The sequence below is a fragment of the Actinocorallia sp. B10E7 genome (assembly GCF_039871655.1).
Taxonomy (GTDB): Bacteria; Actinomycetota; Actinomycetes; order Streptosporangiales; family Streptosporangiaceae; genus Actinocorallia.
Genome location: NZ_JBDPLZ010000015.1, coordinates 23,879 through 45,717 on the forward strand (window position 1 = coordinate 23,879; position 21,839 = coordinate 45,717).

The following is a 21,839-nucleotide window of genomic DNA, read 5'->3' on the forward strand; positions in this document are numbered from 1 at the left end:
CGGGGGATGGTCCTACTGGATGCCCGCTTCGGCGCACTTCTGTGCGAAGTCGCCGGTGCACAGCTCCGCCTTGGTGACGTAGCCGTCGGCGACGACGTCCTTGACGTTCTCCTTGAAGATCGCCTGGGGCTCGAGCAGCACGGAGGGCACCTCGGCGCCGGTCTCGGGGTCCTTGACCGTGCCGTTGGTCTCGCCCTTCTCGCCCGTCGCCAGCGCGACGGCGAGCTCGGCGGCGGCGTCCGCCTCCTTCTTGATGGCCTTGTAGACGGTCATGCACTGGTCGCCCGCGAGGATGTTCTGCAGGCCCTGGACGGTGGCGTCCTGGCCGGTGACGGGCACTTGCCCGTTGAGCTTCTGCTTCTTCAGCACCGCGATGGCGGCGTTGCCCAGGCCGTCGTTGGCGGCGAGCACGCCCGCGATCTTCGGCTGGCCGGTGAGCATCTGCTCGAAGATGGTCCCGGCCTTGGTGTTGTCCCAGTCGGGCACCGACTGGTCCGGGCCCTTCACGTACTCGCCCGCGTCGTACTTGGGCTTCAGCACGCCGTCGTAGCCGTTCTTGAACAGGGTGGCGTTGTTGTCGGTCGGCGAGCCGTTCAGCTCCGCGACGATCGGCTTCTGCGCGCCCTTGTCGGTCAGGCACTTGACCAGGCCCTCGCCCTGCAGGGTGCCGACCTTGACGTTGTCGAAGGAGACGTAGTATTCCGCGCCTCCGCCGAGGGTGAGCCGGTCGTAGTCGATGACGGCCACGCCCCGGGACCTGGCCTTGGCGATGACGGCCTTACCGGTTCCGCTGTCGAGGTTCACGATGAGCAGGACGGTGGCCCCGTTCGTGATCATCTGGTCGGCGATGGTCTGGAAGGAGGTCTTGTCCCCCTGCGCGTTCTGGATGTCGGACTCGATGCCCACGGCGTCGAACGCCTCCTTGAGGTACTTGCGGTCGGCGTTCTCCCAGCGGGCGGAGGACTTGCTGTCGGGCAGGATCACCCCGATCCGGCCCTTCTTCTCGGGGGCGGCGGTCTCGGTCTCGTCGCCGCACGCGGCGACGGTGGAGGCGAGGAGGGCGGTGCAGGTGGTCAGCGTGAGGATCCCTTTGCGCATGTTGCGTGGGTCCTTTCGGGAGACTGCCGCCGGAGGGACGGCGGCGGGGGGGTGGGGGGGGGATCGTCTGAATGTTGTTTGCTGCAACTTATGTCAGCGTGACCTGAGACACAACGGCTGGCCTCCCCTAATTTGTTGCCTCAGATAACAATCAAACAACGCGCCGCCTCCCCGCCTCCGTCCGATGCCGGAAACCGGCTCGTTCACATGCGAAAAGGCCGCCATCCCGAAGGACGACGGCCGGTGACGCGGACGCGGAGCGTCAGTAGCGCTCGGGCGGAGCCGCCGCCCTGCGGTCGGCCAGGGACGCCAGAGCCAGGGAGACCGCCGTGTCGAGCTGGGGGTCGCGGCCGTTGACCCAGTCCTCGGGGGTCATGACGACCTCAAGGTCCGGGTCCACGCCGTGGTTCTCCAGGCCCCAGCCGTAGGCGTCGAACCAGGTGGCGTACTTGGGCACGGTGATGGAGGTGCCGTCGGCCAGGCGGTGCCAGCCGTCGATGCCGATGACGCCGCCCCAGGTGCGGGTGCCGACGACCTTGCCCAGGCCCATGACCTTGATCGCGGCCGAGATGATGTCTCCGTCCGAGCCGGCGCGCTCGTCCACCACCGCCACGATCGGGCCGCGCGGGGCGTTCTCCGGGTAGGACGAGGGCATGCCGACGCGCGGCAGGTCCCAGCCGATGATCTTGCGGACGAGCTTCTCCAGCACCAGCTGGGAGGTGTGGCCGCCGCGGTTGCCGCGCAGGTCCAGGACCAGGCCCTCCAGCGCCATCTCGACCCGCAGGTCGCGGTGCAGCTGCGCCCAGCCGAAACCCACCATGTCCGGGATGTGCAGGTACCCCAGGCGGCCCCCGCCGGCCTCGCGGACGTGCCTGCGGCGTTCGGACACCCAGTCCTGGTAGCGCAGCCGCTCCTCGTCCAGCAGCGGCACCACCGCCACCCTGCGCGGCGTCCCGCCATCGCGGGGACCGACGGTCAGCTCGATCGGGGTGTCGGCCATGCCCGCCAGCAGCGGTCCCGGCCCGGTCACCGGGTCGACCCGCCGCCCGTCCACCTCCAGCAGGACGTCGCCGGGACGCACCACGATGCCCGGCCCCGCCAGCGGGGCGCGGGCGCGCGGGTCGGAGGACTCGCCGGGCAGGATGCGCGTGATCCGCCAGACGTCGCCGTCCCGGCGCAGGTCCGCGCCGAGCATGCCCAGCCACTCCCCCTCCCGGTCGTAGCGGGCGCGGGCGGCGTAGGCGTGGGAGGTGCCCAGCTCGCCGAGCAGCTCCCACATGAGGTCGGCGAAGTCGTCGGGGGTGGCCACCCGGTCCAGGACGGGGCGGTAGCGCTCCAGCGCGGCGTCCCATCCCGCCTCCTCCAGAGCCCGCTCGCTCCAGAACTCGTGGCGCGTCACACGGCCCGCCTCCGCGTAGGCCAGCCTCCAGCGGGCCACCGGATCGATGCCGGTCCTGGCCCGGGAGAGATCGACCTTGACGGTGTCGTCGTCGGAGCCCGAGCCGTTCGACGCCACCACCTGCAGCCTGCCCCGGTTGCGGACCACCAGCCGCTCCCCGTCGCCGCTGACGGCATAGCCGTCGAGCGGATCGACGATCTCCTCGCACTTGCGGGTGCCGAAGTCGAAGCGCTCCAGGGACGGCCGCAGCGGGGCGGTGTCGGGCTGGGGGCCGCTCTCGCCCAGCGAGCCGGACAGCGGCAGCTTCATCCACACCACCCCGCCCTTGACCGGGCTCATCGCGGCATAGCGGGATGCCTCCACCGGGAAGGGCACGACCCGGGCTGACAAACCCTCCAGATCGACCCTGGTGCGGTCTTTCTTCTCCTCCTCGCCCTTCTCCTCCTCGTCCTTGTCGCTCTCGTCGCTCCCGTCTCCTTCATCGCCTTTGTCGTTCTTGCCGTTGCCGTTGTCCTCGGAGCCCACCGGACGGCCCTCGACCGAAGGGGCGAAGGGCGACGGCGTCGAGGCGGCCAGCGGCACGAGGTACGGGCGGCAACCGAACGGGAACGAGAGGTCGAACACGTGCTGGTCGTAGACGGGGTCGAACCCGCGCCACGACAGGAAGGCCAGGAACTTGCCGTCCAGCGTGAAACAGGGCGAGCTGTCCTCGAACCTGCCGTCGGTGACGTCCACGACGAGACGGTCCGCCAGGCGGGCCAGCCGGATCCGGCGCAGCGGCGGGGCCTCCGGCTCCGACCAGGTGATCCAGGCCGAGTCCGGTGAGAACGCCACGTCCTCGATCCGGCCCTTGTCCGTCGCCGCCAACTCCCCGGTCTCCCCCGACTCCAGGTTCACCAGCAGCAGCCCGCCGTCCTTGGTGGTGACCGCGACGGCCTTGCCGTCGGGGGCGGGCGCCAGGTCGTCGACCCAGCCCAGCCGTCCCGCGGCCAGCCTGCGCGGGGACGTCCCCGGCTCCAGGCCCGCCGCGGGGGCCACCTCCAGGGCGTCGCCGGGCAGGTCGGTGCCCGCGTCGACGACCCAGGCGACGTTCCCGTCGCCCAGGACCCGGGGCAGGCGGGCCCGGGAACGGGGATCGGTGGCCAGGGTGCGGGCGGGGCCGTCGCGGTGGGTGAGCCAGTGCACGGTCCCGGCGACCTCCACCGCGCTGGCCCGGCCGGTACGGTCGCAGGAGAAGCCGCCGAGCATGTCCTCGCCGGTCACCTGGAAGGGGCGGCGGGCCGTGCCCGAGCCGCCCAGCCGGACCTCCAGCGGCCTCGGCTCGTCCTCCAGGCTCTCCAGCAGCCAGATCCGCCCGGCCGAGCAGTAGACGATCCTGGAGCCGTCGGTGGCCGCCTGCCTGGCGTAGAACTCGGGCCTCTCGCCGTGGCGGCGCAGGTCGGAGCCGTCGAAGTCGCAGGAGTACAGGGCGCCGACGCCCTCGTGGTCGGACAGGAAGGCCACCCTGCCGTCCACGATCATGACGCTGTCCAGATGGCCGCCCAGGTCCGCCAGGATCCGGGTGAAGTGGTGCTCGTCGATCGACAGCGGCCCGTCGGCCTCGGTGCGGTACTCGGCGGGCTCGACCGCCGCGCCCGTCCACAGCCTGCCCATGCCGCCGCCCCGGTACCGCTTCCAACGGGCCGGTTCGCTCGCCCCTCCGGTCAGCAGCGCCGCCCGCTCCGAGCGGTGCGCCCCCGACAGCGCCAGGTCCTCCACCGGCCCGTACGGCAGGCGCGCGGCGGTGCTGCCGTCGACCGGGACCGCGTAGGCCCAGGTGAAGTGGGAGAACGGCTGGCCGGTGGAACTGGTGGCCAGCACCCTGCCGCCGGGCGTCCAACCGCGCACCCGGGTGGAGGCGGCGCCCCAGTGGGTGAGGCGTTCGCTCGGGCCGCCGTCCACCGGCGCCAGATGCACCTCGGGATCACCGTCCCGCCAGCTGGTCCAGGCGACCTTGCTCCCGTCCGCGGACAGCCGCGGATGGCTCACCGGAGTGCGGTCGGCCGACAGCCGCCAGGCCCGCCCCCCGTCCAGTGGAGCCAGCCACACGTCGTCCTCGGCGGTGAAGGCCAGCAGCTCGCCCCTCAGATGGGGATACCGCAGATACTCACCCGAAGTCACCACTCCATCGTAGGGTTCCCCTGCCTCCCGCGTCGCGGGGATGATCTACCGAGGTAGATCCGAGGCCGTGGCCTGGTACTCCCGGTACTCGCGCAGGGGACGGAAGCCCAGCGCCTCGTTGACCGCGAGCATGTGCTCGTTGTCGTCGGCGTTGTCGGTCTCGATCTCGGCGATCTCGGGGCGCTCCTCGGCCAGCCAGCGCAGCATGGCCGCCTTCACCCACAGGCCCAGCCTGAGGCCCCGGTGCTCGGGGACGACGGCGGTGTCGTACTGGAAGGCCCGGTCGGAGGCGTCCCCGGGCACGACGATCTCCGTGAACCCGGCCAGCCGGGTGCCGTACAGGGCGGCCACGGTGTAGAGCTCGTCGCCGCGCTTGGCCACCTGCTCGGCCGTCTCCCTGATCCGCTCGGGGGTCCAGGCCGACTCGCCCTCTTCGTGGTCGGCCATGGCCCGCTTGGCCTTGGCGAAGTCGGCGGCGAGCCGGTCGGGCACCGCGCCCGTCCAGCGGATCAACCGGTATCCGGAGGGATTCAGCGCGGCGTAGGGCGCCGTGTCGGTCTCGGCCGTGCGCAGCACCAGGCTCCGGGTGGTGAGCACGCAGCCGAACCCGCGGGACTCCAGGAACGGCACCGCGGGGGTGCCCGCCAGCGCCTGGGCGATCGCGGTGGCCCGCTGGTCGGCGCGCAGCGCCCCGGCCGCCGACCGCAGCAGCCGGGTGCCCACCCCGCGGCGGCGCAGCCCCGGATGCACGTGGATCTCGATCTCCCCGGCCCGCAGAGCCGCGTCCCCGGGCAGCCGCAGGCTCGCCACCGCCCCGAACCCGTCCTCGTGGGGCACCGCCCACAGGCGTCGGCGCTCCCCTCCCAGCAGCAGGCCGACGGTCTGCGACGGCTCGGGAGGCGGCTCGTCCGGGTGGTCGTGGGTGTGCGCCGAGGACACCAGCGCGTGCCAGGCGTCCAGTTCCCCGTCCGCCGGATCCCTCACCTCGATGACGTCCATCTTCGGAGTTCTACCCGAAGCCGGGCCCGCACGGGCGGCCAATCACGATCTCGGTCGAGATCGACTGGGCTCAGGGGGTCGCGGCCGTCGTCGCCGGGGCCGCGGGAGGCGTCGACGGAGCCGCCGCGGCGGGCGCCTGCCGGGGCTCCTCCACCGGCCCGGTGGTGATCTCCTGATCCAGGGCACCGCCCTTGACCCACTGCTTCCACGGCATCTCGTAGTACGACCAGCCGTTGTTCCACTCGACCCGGCGCTTGGTCCCGGTGACGTCGACGATGTCGCCGCGCTGGAAGTTGTTGTAGAACCACTGGGCGAACTCCGGCGGCGCGTTCACGCAGCCGTGGCTGAGGTTGTAGCGGCCCATCGCCCACACTCGGCTGGCCATGGAGTGCACGTACTCGCCGGAGTTGGAGATGCGGACGGCGAAGGGGATGACCTCCTTGTATCCGCCGTTGGCCTTGTCCTTCGGGTCGACGCCCATCCATTCCGACGTCATGATCTCAACGCGGTGCCGGGACATGGTCAGGTGGGTACCGCTGGTGGTCAGGTAGGTGTCGATGCCGTTGACGACCCGGCCGCCCTTGCCCGCGCTGATCGGGACGCGCTTGACCTTCTTGCCGTTGCGGACGACGGTGATGTACTTCTTCTTGGTGTCGACGGTGCTGATCTGCGAGTCGCCGATCTTGAACTGGTGGGTCCTGTCCGCCGCCCCGTAGACGCCCTTGGCGCCCCGCACCCCGGCCAGGTGCGCGGTCAGCTTCACCTTCTGGTGGGCGTCCCAGTACTGCTTGTTCTTGGTCCGGAAGATCACCTGGTTGTCGGCGGTCCAGTACCAGGCACCGATCGCGGGCTTCTCCGAGCGCACCACCAGGGCTTGCTCGACCGCCTTCTTGTTCGAGATGTCCCGGTCGAAGGTGATCGTGATGGGCATGCCCACGCCGACGGTCTCCCCCGACTGGGGGACGATGTCGGCGATCCGGAAGGTGCTCGCGGGCTTCAGCGTGGTGAAGGTGCTGGCGGCCGTGGCCGTCTGGACGTTGTTGGCCGCGGTCGCCGACACCTGGTAGGTGGCGCCGGGCCGGAGCGTCCAGGTGGAGGTCCACGAGGTGCCGTCGTCCGACATCTCGCCCGCGACGTCCTTCTTGCCGGCCTTCACGGTGACGTTCTGCAGCTTGCCGTCGGTGACGGCGACCTTGATCTTGCTGTCCGGCTTGACCTTGCCGGTGCCGTCGGCGGGGGTGATGGTCAGCTGGGGCGCCGCCGGTTCGGTCTGCGCCTGCTCGGTGACCTCCGTGGAGTTGCCGGAGCAGGCCGTGACGAGGAGGAGCGCCGCCGTGCCGGACAGCGCGAAGGAGGTGCGACGGATCATGGAGTGGTGCTCTCAGCGGGGGTCGAGGGGGCGGCGGGGGTGGTGCTGCCGGGGGTTCCGGCCTGGGGCTGGGTCTCGGCCTGGGGCTGGCCGGGGGTGGTGGAGACGGACTTGTCGAAGGCGCTGCCCACCACCCAGTCCTTCCACGACTTCTGCCAGTAACCGTAGCCGTTGTCGAACTCCAGCTCCCGGTCGGTGCCCGTCACGGTGACGATGTCGCCCCACTTGGACTGGTTGTAGTACCACTGGGCGAACTCCGGCGGCGCGTTCACGCAGCCGTGGCTCACGTTGGCGCGGCCCTGGGAGCCGACGGACCATGGCGCCGAGTGCACGTACTCGCCGCTGTAGGAGATGCGGACCGCGTAGGGGACGACCTCCCGGTAGTAGCCGGGCTCGCCCTTCTCGATCCCCGGCGAGATCATGATCTCGGGGTTCTTCTTCTCCATCGTGACGTGGATGCCGTTGGTCGTCGTGTACTTGCGCTCGGTGGCCTTGCCCGCGCTGATGCCGACGTCCCGCACCTTCTTGCCGTCGATCTTGACGACCATCCGGTGGGTCCTGGCGTTGACGGTGCTGATGTTCGAAGAGCCGACCTTGAATTTGAAGGTGAAGTCCTTCATGCCGTAGACGCCCTTGGCCGCCTTGACGCCGGAGAACCGGCCGGTGACCTTGATGTCCTGGTGGGCGTCCCAGTACTCCTTGGTCCGGAAGATCACCTGCTCGTCGGTGTACCAGTACCAGGCGCCCTCGTTCGGCTTCTCGGACTCGACGCTCAGCGCGCTCTCGACCGCCTTCCTGTCCTTCACCGGCTGGTCGAAGTTCAGGACGATCGGCATTCCGACGCCGACCGTCTGGCCGGACCAGGGGATGTTGGACTCCAGCCCGAAGGTCGCGGACGGCTTGAGGGTCTTGAAGCTGCTGGTGGTCGTGGCGGTCTGGCCGTCGTTCTCGGCGACCGCCTCGACGGTGTAGGAGGCGTTGGGCTGCAGGTTTCCGGCCGACTTCCAGACCTTCTTGTCCGCGGACAGCGCGCCCGGCACCTCCTGGCCCTTGAGCTGGACCTTCACGGCGGTGAGCTCGCCGAGGGTGGCCTGCACCGTGACGCCCTGCTCGGGCTTGGCCTTGCCCGTCCCGTCGGCCGGGGTGATCGCGACGGCGGGGGGCTGGGCCTTGTCCTTTCCCGGCCCCGTCCCGTCGCCGCTCCCGCCACTGCAGGCGGCGACCAGTGCCGCCACGCTGACCAGCCCGATAAGCCGCAACCCCCGCAAGTCCCGCCGCACCGTAAAACCTCCGTTAAGAACCCCGTACAGATCAGTGGCCCCTTCCCGGCCAAAGACCCGTATGAGAGACATTAACGGCTAAGACGGGTGATGATGCCATATAGTTCGGAACCCGCAAGGCTTCGATAAACAATCGTTGCCGCTCGCCACGCAGGTGTGGCGCGGAGGTCAGACGGGCACCGCGATCTCTCCGCCGACCCGGTCCACGATCCGCCGGAACCCCAGGAGCGAGACCGCGCCGGCGGCCACCCAGGCGAGGCCGACCGCCGAGGTCCGCAGCCACAGGAACGTCTCCAGCGACTCGTGCCACAGCAGCCACAGGCTGAACACCGCGTTGGCGAAGAAGACCAGCGCCCACAGCAGCGAGACGCGCAGGAAGAACCGGCGCACCCGGTCGTGCGCGAGGAAGGCGTCGGGCAGGGGCACCAGGTCCGTGGCGACCTTCTGCGCCATCGGGCGGCCCAGCGGCACCGAGGCCAGGAACACCGCGCCGACCAGCAGGGTGCCGAGCGTCGGCTGGAGGAAGAACAGCTTGGGGTTGCCGGTGCCCAGGGCCAGCACCGCGCGGGCGCTCACCCCCAGGGCCGCCAGCAGCAGCGTGCCGGGCACCGGACCGCGCCGCACCAGCCGGTAGGCGATGCCGCCGAAGACCCACAGCACCGCGACGGCCACCGCGCCGGTCTGCCCGAGCACCAGCAGCGCCAGGTAGAAGACGGCGACCGGGGCGACCACCCCTTCGACGAACCGGGGCAGGGCGTGCCGCAGCAGCACCCGGAACTCGGGCAGCTCGAAGGTGTGGCCGGTGACGTGCAGTTCCATCCGAGCGCCCCCGAGACCCCGCGAGAAGAAGGAGAAAGGAGGTCCCCACGTTACGTGAAGATCTGATGTGGGTTATGCCGATTCATGAAGGCGAACGGAAGCGGAGAGCACCCACCTCCGGACGCCCTCCGCTTTCGTTCACCACTGGATCGGGCACGACCGTCCACCGGGACGTCGCCACCCGGCAACCGCGGTCAATAACCGCTGGTGCCCCCCCGGCCCTTGGGCCACAGCCCCACCACGATGAACACGGCGACGGCCGCGAGGACCACCTGGAAGAGGATCTCCCAGAAGTTGAGACCACCGGTGCTCAGATTGAACAGCCGGGCCAGCGCGGTACCCGCGAAGGCCGCGACGATGCCCACCAGCACCGTGAGCCAGATCGGCATGTTCTGCTTGCCGGGGACCAGGAGGCGTCCCACCGCCCCGATGATGGCGCCGAAGATCAGGGCGCTGATGATACCCGTGATGGTCATGTCCTGCGCCTCCCTTCCATGGCGACGTCCATGCATGGTCCGTACCCCTGGATTCCCGGCGAACACGAGAGGTCCGAATTACTTAACAAATCCATACTTCAGGGGATGTCACAGGCTCGTAAGCAGAATCTCCGTGGAAAGGCGGCCGCCCCACCGGTGGAATGGTTCCGGGACGAACCGAGCCGGAACGAGGGATGAGCATGGCGCGTAAGAGGTGGGCGGCGGTCGTCGCCGTCGTGGGGGTACTGGGACTCGCGGCGGCCCTGGCCGCGTTCCAGCCGTGGAAACTCTGGGTGGACCAGCAGGCCCAGGAGGCCGACCTCTCCGTCGCCCCCGGCCCCGCTCTGCCGGGGCAGCGGGAGAGCGGCCCCGAGAAGGTCTTCGAGGGTTCCGTCTGGCGCTCCTACTCCCACGGGGAGACCACCGGGAAGGTGAAGGTCTACCGGCTCCCGGACGGCTCCTACACGGTGCGGCTGGAGGACCTCAGCACCTCCAACGGGCCGGACGTGAAGGTGGTCCTCTCCCCCAAGCCCTTCGACCAGGTCGGCGAACTGGGCTCGGACCGCCTCACGCTGGCCGCCCTCAAGGGCAACGAGGGCAGCTCCAACTACGAGGTCCCGGCCGGGACCGACCTGTCGAGGTACCGGTCGGCCGTCATCTGGTGCGAACGTTTCGACGCGGTGTTCGCCGCGTCGGCGATCTCCTGACGCCTGCGAGGACGGCTCCGGCCGGCCCCGTCCCGAAGGACGGCGGACCGGCCGGATCCCGCGTTGGGACGCGTCAGGCGTAGAGCCCCTCGATCACGTCGTTGTACTTGGTGTGGACGACCTTGCGCTTGAGCTTGAGGGTCGGGGTGAGCTCCTCGGTCTCGGCGGTCCACTCCGCGGTCAGCAGCGCGAACTTCTTCACCTGCTGGACCCGGGCGAGCCGGGCGTTGGCGTCGGCCACCGCCTTCTCGATCTCCTCGAGCACCAGCGGGTGCCGGGCCAGCGAGGCCAGGTCGGTCTGCTCGATGCCGCGGGTGGCCGCCCACACCGGGGCGACCTCGCCGTCCAGGGTGATGAGGGCGGTGACGAAGGGCCGCTTGTCGCCGTAGGCCAGGGCCTGGCCGACCAGCGGGTGCTCCTTGAGCAGGTTCTCGATCATCGACGGGGCGATGTTCTCGCCGCCCGCGGTGATGATGATCTCCTTCTTGCGGTCGACGATCTTGAGGTACCCGTCCTCGTCCACCTCGCCGATGTCGCCGGTGTGCACCCAGCCCTCGTCGTCCAGCAGTTCGGCCGTGGCCTCGGGCCGGTTGAGGTAGCCGGGGGTGCAGGTGGTCGCGCGGAAGAGGATCTCGCCGTCCTCGGCGATCCGCATCTCGACGCCGGGGAACGGACGTCCGACCGTGCCCAGTTTGAAGGCGTCGTTGGTGTTGGCGGTGGCGGCGCCGGTGGTCTCGGTCATGCCGTAGACGTCCAGGATGGCGATGCCCAGGCCGGAGAAGAAGCGGGCGACCTCGATCGGCAGCGGGGCGGCGGCGCTCATCGCGTGCACCACCCGGTCCAGGCCGAGCAGGCCGCGGATCTTCGACAGCACCGCCTCGTCCATCGCGGCGAACTTCGCGGCCAGCTCCTGTGACGGGCTGCCGCCGGCCTCGCGGGCGGCGACGTACTCGCGGCCCACCGCCATGGCCGCCTCGATGCCGGCCTTCTTGGCCTGGTCGCTCTCCTGGGAGAGGAAGGCCTGGATGCCGGCCATGACCTTCTCCCAGATCCGGGGGACGCCGAAGAACGCGTTCGGGCGGACCTCGCGCAGCATCGCGGTCAGCTGCGTCGGGTCCGGGCAGAAGTAGATGTGGGAGGCCCGGCCGATCGCCAGGTAGTAGGAGACCACGCGGTCGGCGATGTGCGCGAACGGCAGGTAGGAGACGCCGACGTTGTGGTCGGGCAGGCCGGAGGTCGCCGAGGAGCACTCCCCCTCGTACATGGCCATCTGGTGGGTGATGATCACGCCCTTGGGGTTGCCCGTGGTCCCGGAGGTGTACAGGATCGTCAGCGCGTCGGTCGGCTTGATCGCCTCATGGCGCGCCTCGACCTCGGCCGCCCGCTCCGTGATGGCCTTGCGGCCCAGGGCGAGGAAGTCGTCCCAGGAGAGGTAGAGGTCGCCCTCGGGAACGTCGTTGATGACGATGACCTTGCGGAGCCGGGGCAGCTGGTCGAGGATCGGCTGCCAGCGCCCGAGCTGGTCCTTGCCCTCGAGGACCGCGATGACCGCGCCGGAGTTGTCGGCGATGTACTGCACCTGGTCCGGCGCGAGAGTGGCGTAGACGGTGCTGGGCACACCGCCGGCGTGCATCGCGCCGAGGTCGGCCAGGATGTGCTCGGAGCGGTTGGAGATCATCAGCGAGACGACCTCGCCGGGCTCCAGGCCCAGGGCGATGTAGCCGGCCGCGATCTCCAGCGCGCGCTCTCGGACCTCGCTCCAGGTGAGGGTGGGCCCGTTGAGGTCGGTGTAGGCGGGGAGGTCGCCATAGGTCTCAGCGGTGTCGCGCAGGACTCCACAGATGGTCCGGCCCGCGATCTTCGCGTCGAACCTGGCCCGTTCCTCCAGGGTGGCCGTGGTGCTCATGGGTGCGCGCCTCCATGTAAACGTTCACTTATCCGGGGGGCCCATAGGACCATGCTCTCGTTGCCGGAGACAAGGTCCGCTGACGGAAATCTCAGCATCGTAAGTAACCGGTTACTTTGTGACAGGGCCCACATAACCGCACATTACTCATTACTGGCGAGTATGTAACTCTCTGTGCGGTTTTTCCTGGACATCGGCAGACCGCGGCACCGACCCGGCCTCCCCGCCCCCACCGCGCCGTGTGCGCACTCTTGACACACGGCGGAATTTGTCAGGCCCGGACAGGACGCCTCCCGGTCGTTTGTCATGAACCGCAGTGGCACCACGAGGGCTTCTCCGGCATAGTGCGGGTCTGTCGTCGCAGGCGACGCACCCGATAACGCGCCGTAGGAGGATCCATGGGGCTGCCCTCATTCGAGGTGGACGAACGGCATCCGCCGATCAGGCCCAGGCGCGTGAGCTTCGACTGGGAGAACACCCCGCTGCACTGGATCCCCGGCAATCCGGTCGCGACCCACATGATCAATTCCTTCCACCTGGTGCTACCCGAGGGCGAGCGCTGGTTCATCCAGTGCGTCCAGGACGCCAGGCCGCAGATCACCGACGAGCGGCTGCTGGAAGAGATCAAGGGCTTCATCGGCCAGGAGATGGTGCACGCCAGGGCGCACAACTCCTTCCTCGCCGACCTGCTGGAACGGCACGGCATCGACCACACGCCCATCACCGAGATGGGCCGCCAGGGCAACGAGAACCGTCCGGCGGACCGGGCGAAGCTCAAGCCCAGGGCCCGCCGCCGCATGCTCAGGTTCGAACTGGCCGCCGTCTCGGCGATCGAGCACTACACCGCGGTCCTCGGCCAGTGGATCCTCGACAACGACAGGCTGGACGCGGCCGGGGTCGACCCGATGATGCTGGACCTGCTGCGCTGGCACGGCGCCGAGGAGGTCGAGCACCGCTCCGTGGTCTTCGACGTCTACAAGAAGGTCGGCGGCGGCTACTTCACGCGGGTCGCCGGCTGGCTCGTCTCGCTGTCCTTCCTCTACTGGGCGCTCATCGGCGGCGCCCGCTTCCTGCTCAAGCAGGACCCGACACTCGGCCGCAAGCCGACCCTGCGCTGGATGTACCGCGAGTACCGCCGGGCCGCCAAGGCGGGCCTGGTCCCGGGGCTCTTCCGGCTGCTCATCGTCGAGGGCGTCGTCTACCTCAAGCCGAACCACCACCCGTCGCAGATCGGCAGCACCCCCCAGGCCCTGGAGTACCTGCTGAAGTCGCCCGCCGCCCGGGCCGCCGGCTACGACCCGTACTGAAGACGCCGGGGCCGGGTGCCCCGCCCGCGGGAGGGGCACCCGGACGGTCAGCCGTGGATGTAGCCCACGAGCTGCTCCCGTTCGGTCTCCAACTGGTCGATGGCGCTCTTGACGACGTCGCCGATGCTGACGATCCCGGCCAGCCCTCCCTCGGCGAGCACCGGGAGATGCCGGATGCGGTGTTCGGTCATGATCTTGCGCAGACCCTCCACCGAGTCGCCCGGAGCGCAGGTGCGAACGGGGCTGGTCATGATCGTGGACACCGGGGCGTCCAGCAGCCCGGCGCCCCGCTCGTGGAGATGGCGCACCACGTCGCGCTCTGACGCGATGCCCTCGATCGCGGCCCCGTCGGACGAGACCACGACGGCACCGATGTTGTGGCCCGCCAGCGCTCCGAGCAGGTCCCGTACGGTGGCCTCCGGCGGCAGAGTCACCACCGGATCACCCTTGACGCGGAGAATATCGGCTATACGCATGCATCACCCTTCCCTCACTGTGGACCGGGTCTTTGCGCACACCGTCGCATGTCAGGAGGCTTCCGGGAAGGGCCCCTTGCAGGGGTTTTGCCTAATCTCGAATAGTCCGTTCCCCCGCCACAGCGGGCAGCAGACCGTCGGGCAGCGCCGGGCCGACGCCGTCCGGACCCGGCCCCAGCGGGGTGAGCACGCCGTGCCGCCACCAGTACAGCTCCCTGCTCAGCGAGCCCGGCCCCTCCTCATACCCCCTGCCCGTCCGCTCGTACAGGCACGCGGCGGCACGGGTCAGCGTCTCCTCGTCCTGCCCCGGATGCAGCGGGAAGGCCAGGAGCAGCCCGCGGCTGGGCAGCGCGACCAGCGCGCCGAGCGGGCCGATCGGCAGGTACTCCCCCAGCCAGGCCAGATGGGTGGCCGCGTAGAAGGTCCAGCCGTGCAGCACCGTGACGACCGGCGCCCCCACCGCTTCCCGGCCGGGCCCGTCCAGGCTCCGCTCCGCCCGCTGGAGAGGCCCGTCGGCGTGCACGTTGGCCCGCCCCAGCGCGAACAGCTCCTCCTCGGAGACCTTCCAGGGAGCCACCTGGGCCCGGGTGAGGGCGCGCACCGTGGTCGGAGTGTCGAGCACGACCACCTCGATGAGGCCCGGCGCGAACGGCCGGGCGGCCAGCACGCCCCGGTCGGCCTCCGCCGGATGGACGCGGGTGCGCAGCAGATGCAGGATCCGCCCGAAGTCCTCCAGGTCCAGGGGCTCCTCGACCGCGGCGACGACCGTGGTGACATGGTCGGAGACCAGGGCGGGCCAGTGGGCGCGCGGCATCAACCGGGCCAGCTGCCACAGGTCGCGCAGGCCGACGTGCAGCCTGTCCCGCCCCTCCAGGGCCATCACGTCCCCCGGCAGACGGGTGCAGGAGTAACCGAGGCTCTCGGCCGCCAGGACGACCAGTGAGTCCAGCGCGGCCTCGTCGCCCTCCCGCCGGTCCCCGCTCATGGGCCCTCCTCCCACTGACGGCTTCGCAGGCAGCTTGACAGGAGAAGAGCATGATGGGGAAGACCCGGTCCTGTCGCTCCATCCGGCCGCATAGCTGGATCTCAGGCCTTTCAGTGGGACACTGGGAGGAATCATGAGGCAGACCCCGCACATTCTCGTGGTCAACGGGACCAAGGTCCACCGGCCGGTGTTCCTGCTGGCCGCCCCGCACTCCGGCACCGGCCTGGTCGCGCGGGCGCTCCGGCAGTCCGCGGGCATCCACGTGACCCGGGGCCGGCCCGCCGTCACCAAGCTGGTCTACGCGTTCGCCCGCCGGCCGTCCATCGCGACCGAGCGGGGCCGCGGAGCGGCGCGCGTGCTGCGCGACGCCTACGCCGAGTCCTGGCAGTTGTCCGCGCGCAGCTGCATGGACTGCCCCGCCGAGTGCTGGGAGCTGTCCGGATACACCCCGGCCGACCTGCGCCCCGACGGGCCCTGCGTCAACCCCTCCGGACCGCTGCGCTTCGCCGACGCCTCCCCCGACCTGCTCTACAGCGTCGACGTGCTGCTGGACGCCTTCCCCGACGCGCAGCTCGTCCAGGTGATCAGGGACGGCCGGGACGTGGTGGCCGACATGCTCGGCGACGAGCGGTCGATGGCCTGGTTCAAACCCGGCATCCTCAACCTCGAAGAGGTCTTCCCCCACCCGTTCCTGGGCGTGGACGAGCCGGCCTGGCGGGCCCGCTGGCCCGAGGCGGCCCCCGCGATCAAATGCGCGCTGCGCTGGCGCGGCGCGGTGCGGCTCAGCGCCAGGCTGCGCGCCCAGGTCCCCGCCGAGCAGCTGCTGACCCTGCGCTACGAGGACCTGCTGGCCGATCCCGAGGCCGGCGCCGACCTGCTCTCGGGCTATCTGGACGCGCGGGTGTCCCGGGCGGCGCTGGCCGTCGCGGCCGAACCGCACCGGGACGACTCCTGGCGGCCGCTGCCCGTGCGGTCCGGCGAGGCCGAGCCCCCCGGGGGCAGGCGCAAGCCGCTCACCGCCAGGCAGCTCACCCAGGTGGAGAGGGTGGCCGGACGGGAACTGCTGGCGCTCGGCTATCTGCCGGGCACCGAGACCTGAACGGCGGGACGCAGGTCGTCGGCGATCCAGCCGATGGCGACGCCCGCGGCGCCCAGGGCGACGAGGATCGTGGTGTAGCGGAACATGAACTGACGCATCGCGCCTCACTCAAGACGAAGGATGACGAGGTCGGATCGGGGTCGATGGTCGCGCGCCCCGGTGACCTGAGGGTTGCCGTGGCCGCACCGTCCAGCAAAGCCCCGCCCAAGGCCGGGCGCGACGACGGCTACGTGATCGTCATCGTCGCGGGACCCGACCGTGATCGGCGGACGCCGGACGGCTCACCCGGCCGTCCAGACGAGGTTGCCGCCGCCGCGCGGATCGGGCAGGCACTGGTAGGGGCGGTAGCCGTCGGTGCCGCGCGCCCCCTGCGCGGGGCACGGCCGTCCGGGCTTGACCGTGCCGTCCGGCTGGGAGCCGACGTCCAGGACCCAGCGCGCGGTGTCCTCCCCGGTGCGCTTCACGCAGCGGGCCATCCGGCCGGTCATCGTCCGGCCGAGCTCGCCCTCGAGCGAGCACTCGCCGTCCACCCGCACGTCCTGGCGCACCGGCGGGTTCACGGTCACCGTCCCGGCCGCCACGGTGACCGTGTGCGTGGGGTCGGCCGGCTCCACCGGGCCGGTGAAGTTGGGACGCGGATCTCGTGCGCTCGGGATGTTGTTCCCCTCACCGCAACCCGCCAGCGTGAGGAACAGGCACACCACCGCCCCCGTCGACTTGATCATCGCTCCCCCGAACGATAGCCCTCCGTGATCACTTAACAGCACTATGTCACTTCAGGGCGGTGGGGTCCAGCGCCTCTTCCTGCCGGGCGAACTGGGTGCGGTAGAGCTCGGCGTACAGGCCTCCGCGGGCGAGCAGCTCCTCGTGGCGGCCTCGGTCGGCGATCCGGCCGCCCTCGATCACCAGGATCTGGTCGGCCTCCCGGATGGTGGACAGCCGGTGGGCGATCACCAGCGAGGTGCGTCCGGCCAGCGCGGTGCGCAGCGCCCGCTGTACCGCGGCCTCGGACTCGGAGTCCAGGTGCGCGGTGGCCTCGTCCAGCACCACCACGGCCGGGGCCTTGAGCAGCAGCCTGGCCAGGGCCATGCGCTGCTTCTCCCCGCCGGACAGCCGGTAGCCGCGGTCGCCGACCACGGTGTCCAGGCCGTCGGGCATGGCCTCGACCAGGGGACGGACCTGGGCGCCCTCCAGCGCCTCCCAGAGCTCCTCGTCGGTGGCGTCGGGGCGGGCGTAGAGGAGATTGCTGCGGATGCTGTCGTGGAACAGGTGGGCGTCCTGGGTGACGACGCCGACCGTCTCGCTCAGCGAGGCCAGCGTCAGGTCCCGGACGTCCTGGCCGCCGATCCGCACCGCGCCCTCGTTCACGTCGTACAGGCGCGAGACCAGATGGGTCATCGTGCTCTTCCCCGCGCCCGAGGGGCCCACCAGCGCCACCAGCTGCCCCGGTTCCGCGGTGAAACTGACGTCGTGCAGCACCTCCTTGGCCGGGGCCGAGTCGGCGCGGGCGATCGACTCCAGCGAGGCCAGCGAGACCTCCTCGGCGGCCGGGTAGCGGAAGGTCACGTGGTCGAAGACGACGCCGGGGGCCCCGGCGGCCTTCAGCGGACGGGCTCCGGGTCGTTCGGCGACCATCGGCTCGAGGTCGAGCACCTCGAAGACCCGGTCGAAGCTCACCAGCGCGGTCATCACGTCCACCTGCACGTTGGACAACGCGGTGAGCGGCCCGTACATGCGGCTCAGCAGCGCGGCCAGCGCCACCAGGGTGCCGATCTCCATGGCGCCGTCGACCGACAGCACTCCGCCCACCCCGTAGACCATCGCGGTGGCCAGCGAGGCCACCAGGGTCAGCGCGGTGAAGAAGACCCGGCCGTACATGGCCGAGACGATGCCGATGTCGCGGACCCGGCCGGCCCGCCGGGAGAAGCGCCCGGACTCCTCCTCGGGGCGGCCGTAGAGCTTGGCCAGCATCGCGCCCGAGACGTTGAAGCGTTCGGTCATCAGCGAGCTCATCTCGGCGTCCAGCACCATCTGCTCGCGACTGATCTTCTGCAGCCTGCGGCCCACCAGCTTGGCCGGGATGATGAACACCGGCAGCAGCAGCAGCGCGATGAGGGTGACCAGCCACGACAGGAAGAGCATCGTGACCAGCACCAGCACCAGGCTGATCACGTTGGAGACGACCGAGGACAGGGTGGTGGTCAGCGCCCGCTGCGCGCCGATCACGTCGCTGTTGAGGCGGGAGACGAGGGACCCGGTCTGCGCGCGCATGAAGAACGCCACCGGCATCCGCTGCACATGGTCGAAGACCTGGCTGCGCAGGTCGTAGATCAGACCCTCGCCGATCTTCGCCGAGTACCAGCGCTGGGCCAGCGAGAGCACGGCGTCCACCACCGCCAGCCCGGCCAGCCCGAGCGCCAGCCCGATGACCAGGGCCCGGTTCCCCGGGGTCACCCCCTGGTCGATGATCAACCGGATCAGCAGGGGGCCCGCCACCACGCTCACCGCCGCCAGGGAGTTGAGCAGCAGGAAGAGCACGAGATCGCGCTTGTAGGGGCGGGCGTAGCCCATGATCCGCCGGACCGTGCCGGGCTTCAGCTTCTCGTGCTTGACCGACGGGTCCCTGCGGAAGGACGCCATCATCGAGAAACCGTTGTTGCCCGGCATGTTCATACGGCTCGACTCCTTTGTCGCGTGGGACTGCCCCGCTGCTGGACAAGCGGATGATCCAGCCGAATATTCCTTGTTCTCAGCTGTTTCGCAGCAAGCGTCCCACCTGTGCCCGCCGCTCGGCCAGGCACTGCTCCTCCAGGGTGTTGCCGGGGGCCTTCTGCAGCAGCTCCTTGGTGGCGCGGGCGGCGCCCACCTCGATCCGCAGCAGCGCGTTGACCAGCTCCTCGACAGCGTCGTCCAGTTCGTCGGCCTTGACGACCCGCTCCACCAGGCGCAGTTCGCGCGCCTCGTCGGCGTCGATCACCCGGGCGGTCAGGCACAGCTCCAGCGCCCGGGGCAGCCCGACGATGTCCACGAGCGGCTTGGTGCCGGTCAGGTCGGGGACCAGCCCGAGGGCCGGCTCCTTCATGCAGAACTGCACGTCCTCGGCGGCGATGCGGATGTCGCAGGACAGCGCCAGCTGGAAGGCCGCGCCGATGGCGTGGCCGTGCACCGCCGCGATGGTGGTGAACCGCGGGTCGCGCAGCCAGCGGAAGCCCTCCTGGTACTCGCCGATCTTCTCGACGAGCTCCTCGGGGCCGACGCCGGCGGACAGCACGGCCGGCTCGCCCGGCATGCCCTCCGGAGTGAAGAGCCGGAGGTCGATGCCGGCGGAGAAGGACGGTCCGGCGCCCTTGAGCACCACGATGCGCACGGTCTCGGGCAGCTCCCTGCCCAGGTCCTCCAGGCCCTTCCACATCGTCGGCGACTGCGCGTTGCGCCGTTCGGGACGATTCAGGGTGATGGTGGCCACCGTGTTCTCGTGGTCGAGTTCGAGCAGCAGGCCGGCCTTCGCCAGATCCGTCATATCGCGCCTTCCTCCGGGCTGCCGATCCCCCTCCGGGACCGGACGCACGGACACGGTGCGGACCTTCGGCCCGCCGCCGCGACCGTGACCGAATATTACTCGGTAGTAGTCGGGACAGCGGGCCCAGGGCGTCGTGCTCGTCTCGCGCCGAGGGGGCCGGGCCCCCTCCTCACACGGTCATGGCGTCGTCTTCTTGCCCCGGGTGGCCCCACCGCGCCCGCGCAGGTTCACACCCGACTCGGTGAGGATGCGGTGGATGAAGCCGTAGGAGCGGCCGGTGGCGGCAGCCAGGGCGCGGATGCTCTCGCCGGAGTCGTACCTCTTCTTGAGCTCCTGCGCCAGCCTGTCGCGCTCGGCACCGGTCACGCGGGTGCCCTTCTTCAGGGTCTCTGCCACGAGTACCTCCCGTAGTGATGTGGTGACCGCTGCGTTATCTCCTGCCATGATCAGACATCTTCGTCGTCTCGGCTACCCACTACGCCAGAAAAGATCTGCTTCCTTGCTCAGAAGGTCAAGCCAGAGCCACCAGATCGGCGAATTCATCGCTCCAGATGTCTTCTACGCCATCGGGGAGCAAAATCACGCGTTCCGGTTGGAGTGCCTGCACCGCGCCTTCGTCGTGGGTGACCAGGACTATGGCACCGGAGAAGGTGTTGATGGCCCCCAGGATCTCCTCGCGGCTGGCCGGATCGAGGTTGTTGGTCGGTTCGTCGAGCAGCAGCACGTTGGCCCGGGAGACCACCAGGGTGGCCAGTGCCAGACGGGTCTTCTCACCGCCGGAGAGCACGCCCGCGGGCTTGTCCACGTCGTCCCCGACGAACAGGAAGGAGCCCAGGACCTTGCGGGCCTCGACCTCCGGGAGGTCCGGCGCGGCGGACTTCATGTTCTCCAGCACGGTGCGGTCGTGGTCGAGCGTCTCGTGCTCCTGCGCGTAGTAGCCCAGCCGGAGTCCGTGACCGGCTATGACCCCTCCCGTGTCGGGCTTCTCGACGCCCCCGAGCAGCCGGAGCAGGGTCGTCTTCCCCGCTCCGTTCAGTCCAAGCACGACCACCCGGCTGCCCCGGTCGATCGCGAGGTCGACATCTGTGAAGATCTCCAAGGATCCGTACGATTTCGACAAACCCTCCGCGAGTAGGGGGGTTTTGCCACAAGGCGCCGGTTCCGGGAAGCGGAGTTTGGCCACCCGGTCGGCCCGCCGCTCTCCCTCGACCCCCGACATCAGCCGGTCGGCCCGCTTGAGCATCTGCTGGGCCGCCTTGGCCTTGGTGGCCTTGGCCCGCATCTTGTCGGCCTGGGCCGTCAGCTGGCTCGCCTGCCGCTGGGCGTTGGCGAACTCCCGCTTGCGGCGCTTCTCGTCGGCCTCGCGGGTGTCCAGGTACTTCTTCCAGCCCACGTTGTACATGTCGATGACGCAGCGGTTGGCGTCCAGGTGGAAGACCCGGTTGACCACGGCCTCCAGCAGGCCCACGTCGTGGCTGATGATGACCAGGCCGCCCTGGTGGTTCTTCAGGAAGTCCCGCAGCCAGACGATCGAGTCGGCGTCCAGGTGGTTGGTCGGCTCGTCCAGCAGCAGGGTGTCGGCGTCGGAGAACAGGATCCGGGCCAGTTCCACCCGGCGGCGCTGGCCGCCGGACAGGGTGCTCAGCGGCTGGCCCAGCACCCGGTCGGGCAGGCCCAGGCTGGAGGCGATCGCGGCGGCCTCCGACTCGGCCGCGTAGCCGCCCAGGACGTGCAGCCTGTCCTCGGCCCGGCCGTAGCGCCGCACCGCCTTGTCGCGGGCGGCGCCCTCCTGGGTGGACATGGCCTGCTCGGCCGCGCGCAACTGGCGGAAGACCTCGTCCAGGCCGCGCGCCGCCAGGATCCGGTCGCGGGCCAGCACCTCCAGGTCGCCGCTGCGCGGGTCCTGCGGCAGGTAGCCCAGGGTGCCCGAACGGGTCACCGTCCCGGCCGCCGGCAGGGTCTCGCCCGCCAGCACCTTGGTGAGGGTGGTCTTGCCCGCGCCGTTGCGGCCGACCAGGCCCACCCGGTCTCCGGGATTGACGCGGAATGTCGTCTTCTCGATGAGGAGCCGGGAGCCGGCGCGCAGTTCGAGGTCATTGGCGATGATCACTGTGGTGGGTTCTCCCCCGGGGACACGGAAGCGCTCCGCTCGACGCCCTTGGCGGAGGCACGGGAGCACCGGCCAGTGTACGGCTCGCCGCTCACCGCTCGCGAACAGGTTTTCGGCGGTCGTCGCGCG

Annotated in this window: 19 protein-coding genes; 3 read left to right on the forward strand and 16 right to left on the reverse strand. The window is 70.2% G+C overall.

Annotation, left to right across the window (positions count from 1 at the left end; translation table 11 throughout):
* Positions 1–12 precede the first annotated feature (12 nt).
* The 7 genes from ABGB12_RS32535 to ABGB12_RS32565 form a co-directional block, all read right to left on the reverse strand.
* Entirely contained in the window at positions 13–1,098 is a 1,086-nt protein-coding gene (locus ABGB12_RS32535) for a substrate-binding domain-containing protein (protein ID WP_347683950.1), read from the reverse strand.
* Between the two features lie 262 nt (positions 1,099–1,360).
* Positions 1,361–4,657 carry a PDZ domain-containing protein gene (locus tag ABGB12_RS32540; protein ID WP_347683952.1) on the reverse strand — a complete coding sequence of 1,099 codons (3,297 nt, stop codon included), beginning with the start codon at positions 4,655–4,657 and terminating at the stop codon, positions 1,361–1,363.
* 45 nt (positions 4,658–4,702) lie between these two features.
* A complete protein-coding gene (locus tag ABGB12_RS32545; protein ID WP_347683954.1) occupies positions 4,703–5,656 on the reverse strand; it encodes a GNAT family N-acetyltransferase in 954 nt (317 codons plus the stop codon).
* Positions 5,657–5,726: 70 nt separating this feature from the next.
* Positions 5,727–7,025 carry an Ig-like domain-containing protein gene (locus tag ABGB12_RS32550; RefSeq protein ID WP_347683956.1) on the reverse strand — a complete coding sequence of 433 codons (1,299 nt, stop codon included), beginning with the start codon at positions 7,023–7,025 and terminating at the stop codon, positions 5,727–5,729.
* The gene (locus tag ABGB12_RS32555) at positions 7,022–8,305 is read right to left on the reverse strand and encodes an Ig-like domain-containing protein (RefSeq protein ID WP_347683958.1); all 1,284 of its coding nucleotides are present in this window, start codon (positions 8,303–8,305) and stop codon (positions 7,022–7,024) included. The genes ABGB12_RS32550 and ABGB12_RS32555 overlap by 4 nt, the downstream gene beginning before the upstream one ends.
* A gap of 168 nt (positions 8,306–8,473) precedes the next feature.
* On the reverse strand, positions 8,474–9,124 hold the full coding sequence (locus ABGB12_RS32560) for a VC0807 family protein (protein ID WP_347683960.1): 651 nt from the start codon (positions 9,122–9,124) through the stop codon (positions 8,474–8,476).
* A 194-nt stretch (positions 9,125–9,318) separates the two neighbouring features.
* Complete coding sequence (locus ABGB12_RS32565) at positions 9,319–9,600, reverse strand: GlsB/YeaQ/YmgE family stress response membrane protein (RefSeq protein WP_347683962.1); 282 nt, start codon at positions 9,598–9,600, stop codon at positions 9,319–9,321.
* A 200-nt stretch (positions 9,601–9,800) separates the two neighbouring features.
* On the opposite strand from ABGB12_RS32565, the gene ABGB12_RS32570 reads away from it, so the two are divergent.
* On the forward strand, positions 9,801–10,307 hold the full coding sequence (locus tag ABGB12_RS32570) for a DM13 domain-containing protein (protein WP_347683964.1): 507 nt from the start codon (positions 9,801–9,803) through the stop codon (positions 10,305–10,307).
* Between the two features lie 73 nt (positions 10,308–10,380).
* Here ABGB12_RS32570 and ABGB12_RS32575 read toward each other — a convergent pair whose 3' ends face one another.
* Positions 10,381–12,213, reverse strand: coding sequence for a long-chain fatty acid--CoA ligase (locus ABGB12_RS32575; protein ID WP_347683966.1), 1,833 nt, complete (start codon positions 12,211–12,213; stop codon positions 10,381–10,383).
* Between the two features lie 398 nt (positions 12,214–12,611).
* On the opposite strand from ABGB12_RS32575, the gene ABGB12_RS32580 reads away from it, so the two are divergent.
* Positions 12,612–13,520, forward strand: a complete 909-nt coding sequence (locus tag ABGB12_RS32580; RefSeq protein WP_347683968.1) for a metal-dependent hydrolase — start codon at positions 12,612–12,614, stop codon at positions 13,518–13,520.
* Positions 13,521–13,567: 47 nt separating this feature from the next.
* On the opposite strand, the gene ABGB12_RS32585 is transcribed toward ABGB12_RS32580, so the two are convergent.
* Positions 13,568–13,996 (reverse strand): CBS domain-containing protein, encoded by a 429-nt coding sequence (locus ABGB12_RS32585; RefSeq protein ID WP_347683970.1) that lies wholly within the window; start codon positions 13,994–13,996, stop codon positions 13,568–13,570.
* A 91-nt stretch (positions 13,997–14,087) separates the two neighbouring features.
* The gene (locus tag ABGB12_RS32590) at positions 14,088–14,981 is read right to left on the reverse strand and encodes a hypothetical protein (protein WP_347683972.1); all 894 of its coding nucleotides are present in this window, start codon (positions 14,979–14,981) and stop codon (positions 14,088–14,090) included.
* Between the two features lie 133 nt (positions 14,982–15,114).
* On the opposite strand from ABGB12_RS32590, the gene ABGB12_RS32595 reads away from it, so the two are divergent.
* Positions 15,115–16,080, forward strand: a complete 966-nt coding sequence (locus ABGB12_RS32595) for a sulfotransferase (RefSeq protein ID WP_347683974.1) — start codon at positions 15,115–15,117, stop codon at positions 16,078–16,080.
* Here the strand turns inward: ABGB12_RS32595 and ABGB12_RS32600 are convergent.
* The 6 genes from ABGB12_RS32600 to ABGB12_RS32625 form a co-directional block, all read right to left on the reverse strand.
* The gene (locus tag ABGB12_RS32600; protein WP_347683976.1) at positions 16,056–16,178 is read right to left on the reverse strand and encodes a hypothetical protein; all 123 of its coding nucleotides are present in this window, start codon (positions 16,176–16,178) and stop codon (positions 16,056–16,058) included. The genes ABGB12_RS32595 and ABGB12_RS32600 overlap by 25 nt on opposite strands.
* Before the next feature lie 183 nt (positions 16,179–16,361).
* Positions 16,362–16,805, reverse strand: coding sequence for a hypothetical protein (locus ABGB12_RS32605; protein ID WP_347683978.1), 444 nt, complete (start codon positions 16,803–16,805; stop codon positions 16,362–16,364).
* Between the two features lie 46 nt (positions 16,806–16,851).
* Entirely contained in the window at positions 16,852–18,747 is a 1,896-nt protein-coding gene (locus ABGB12_RS32610; protein ID WP_347684156.1) for an ABC transporter ATP-binding protein, read from the reverse strand.
* An 82-nt stretch (positions 18,748–18,829) separates the two neighbouring features.
* On the reverse strand, positions 18,830–19,600 hold the full coding sequence (locus tag ABGB12_RS32615) for an enoyl-CoA hydratase/isomerase family protein (RefSeq protein WP_347683980.1): 771 nt from the start codon (positions 19,598–19,600) through the stop codon (positions 18,830–18,832).
* Positions 19,601–19,777: 177 nt separating this feature from the next.
* Complete coding sequence (locus ABGB12_RS32620; RefSeq protein WP_347683982.1) at positions 19,778–19,996, reverse strand: helix-turn-helix domain-containing protein; 219 nt, start codon at positions 19,994–19,996, stop codon at positions 19,778–19,780.
* A 115-nt stretch (positions 19,997–20,111) separates the two neighbouring features.
* The gene (locus tag ABGB12_RS32625; RefSeq protein WP_347683984.1) at positions 20,112–21,710 is read right to left on the reverse strand and encodes an ABC-F family ATP-binding cassette domain-containing protein; all 1,599 of its coding nucleotides are present in this window, start codon (positions 21,708–21,710) and stop codon (positions 20,112–20,114) included.
* Positions 21,711–21,839: the final 129 nt, after the last annotated feature.

Bases quoted from the DNA above. Each gene is read 5' to 3' on its own strand.
- ABGB12_RS32595 (WP_347683974.1), top strand. From the start codon at position 15,115: ATGAGGCAGACCCCGCACATTCTCGTGGTCAACGGGACCAAGGTCCAC.
- ABGB12_RS32590 (WP_347683972.1), bottom strand. From the start codon at position 14,981: ATGAGCGGGGACCGGCGGGAGGGCGACGAGGCCGCGCTGGACTCACTG.
- ABGB12_RS32565 (WP_347683962.1), bottom strand. From the start codon at position 9,600: ATGACCATCACGGGTATCATCAGCGCCCTGATCTTCGGCGCCATCATC.
- ABGB12_RS32550 (WP_347683956.1), bottom strand. From the start codon at position 7,025: ATGATCCGTCGCACCTCCTTCGCGCTGTCCGGCACGGCGGCGCTCCTC.
- ABGB12_RS32535 (WP_347683950.1), bottom strand. From the start codon at position 1,098: ATGCGCAAAGGGATCCTCACGCTGACCACCTGCACCGCCCTCCTCGCC.
- ABGB12_RS32615 (WP_347683980.1), bottom strand. From the start codon at position 19,600: ATGACGGATCTGGCGAAGGCCGGCCTGCTGCTCGAACTCGACCACGAG.
- ABGB12_RS32610 (WP_347684156.1), bottom strand. From the start codon at position 18,747: ATGCCGGGCAACAACGGTTTCTCGATGATGGCGTCCTTCCGCAGGGAC.
- ABGB12_RS32600 (WP_347683976.1), bottom strand. From the start codon at position 16,178: ATGCGTCAGTTCATGTTCCGCTACACCACGATCCTCGTCGCCCTGGGC.
- ABGB12_RS32560 (WP_347683960.1), bottom strand. From the start codon at position 9,124: ATGGAACTGCACGTCACCGGCCACACCTTCGAGCTGCCCGAGTTCCGG.
- ABGB12_RS32545 (WP_347683954.1), bottom strand. From the start codon at position 5,656: ATGGACGTCATCGAGGTGAGGGATCCGGCGGACGGGGAACTGGACGCC.
- ABGB12_RS32575 (WP_347683966.1), bottom strand. From the start codon at position 12,213: ATGAGCACCACGGCCACCCTGGAGGAACGGGCCAGGTTCGACGCGAAG.
- ABGB12_RS32570 (WP_347683964.1), top strand. From the start codon at position 9,801: ATGGCGCGTAAGAGGTGGGCGGCGGTCGTCGCCGTCGTGGGGGTACTG.
- ABGB12_RS32580 (WP_347683968.1), top strand. From the start codon at position 12,612: ATGGGGCTGCCCTCATTCGAGGTGGACGAACGGCATCCGCCGATCAGG.
- ABGB12_RS32585 (WP_347683970.1), bottom strand. From the start codon at position 13,996: ATGCGTATAGCCGATATTCTCCGCGTCAAGGGTGATCCGGTGGTGACT.
- ABGB12_RS32605 (WP_347683978.1), bottom strand. From the start codon at position 16,805: ATGATCAAGTCGACGGGGGCGGTGGTGTGCCTGTTCCTCACGCTGGCG.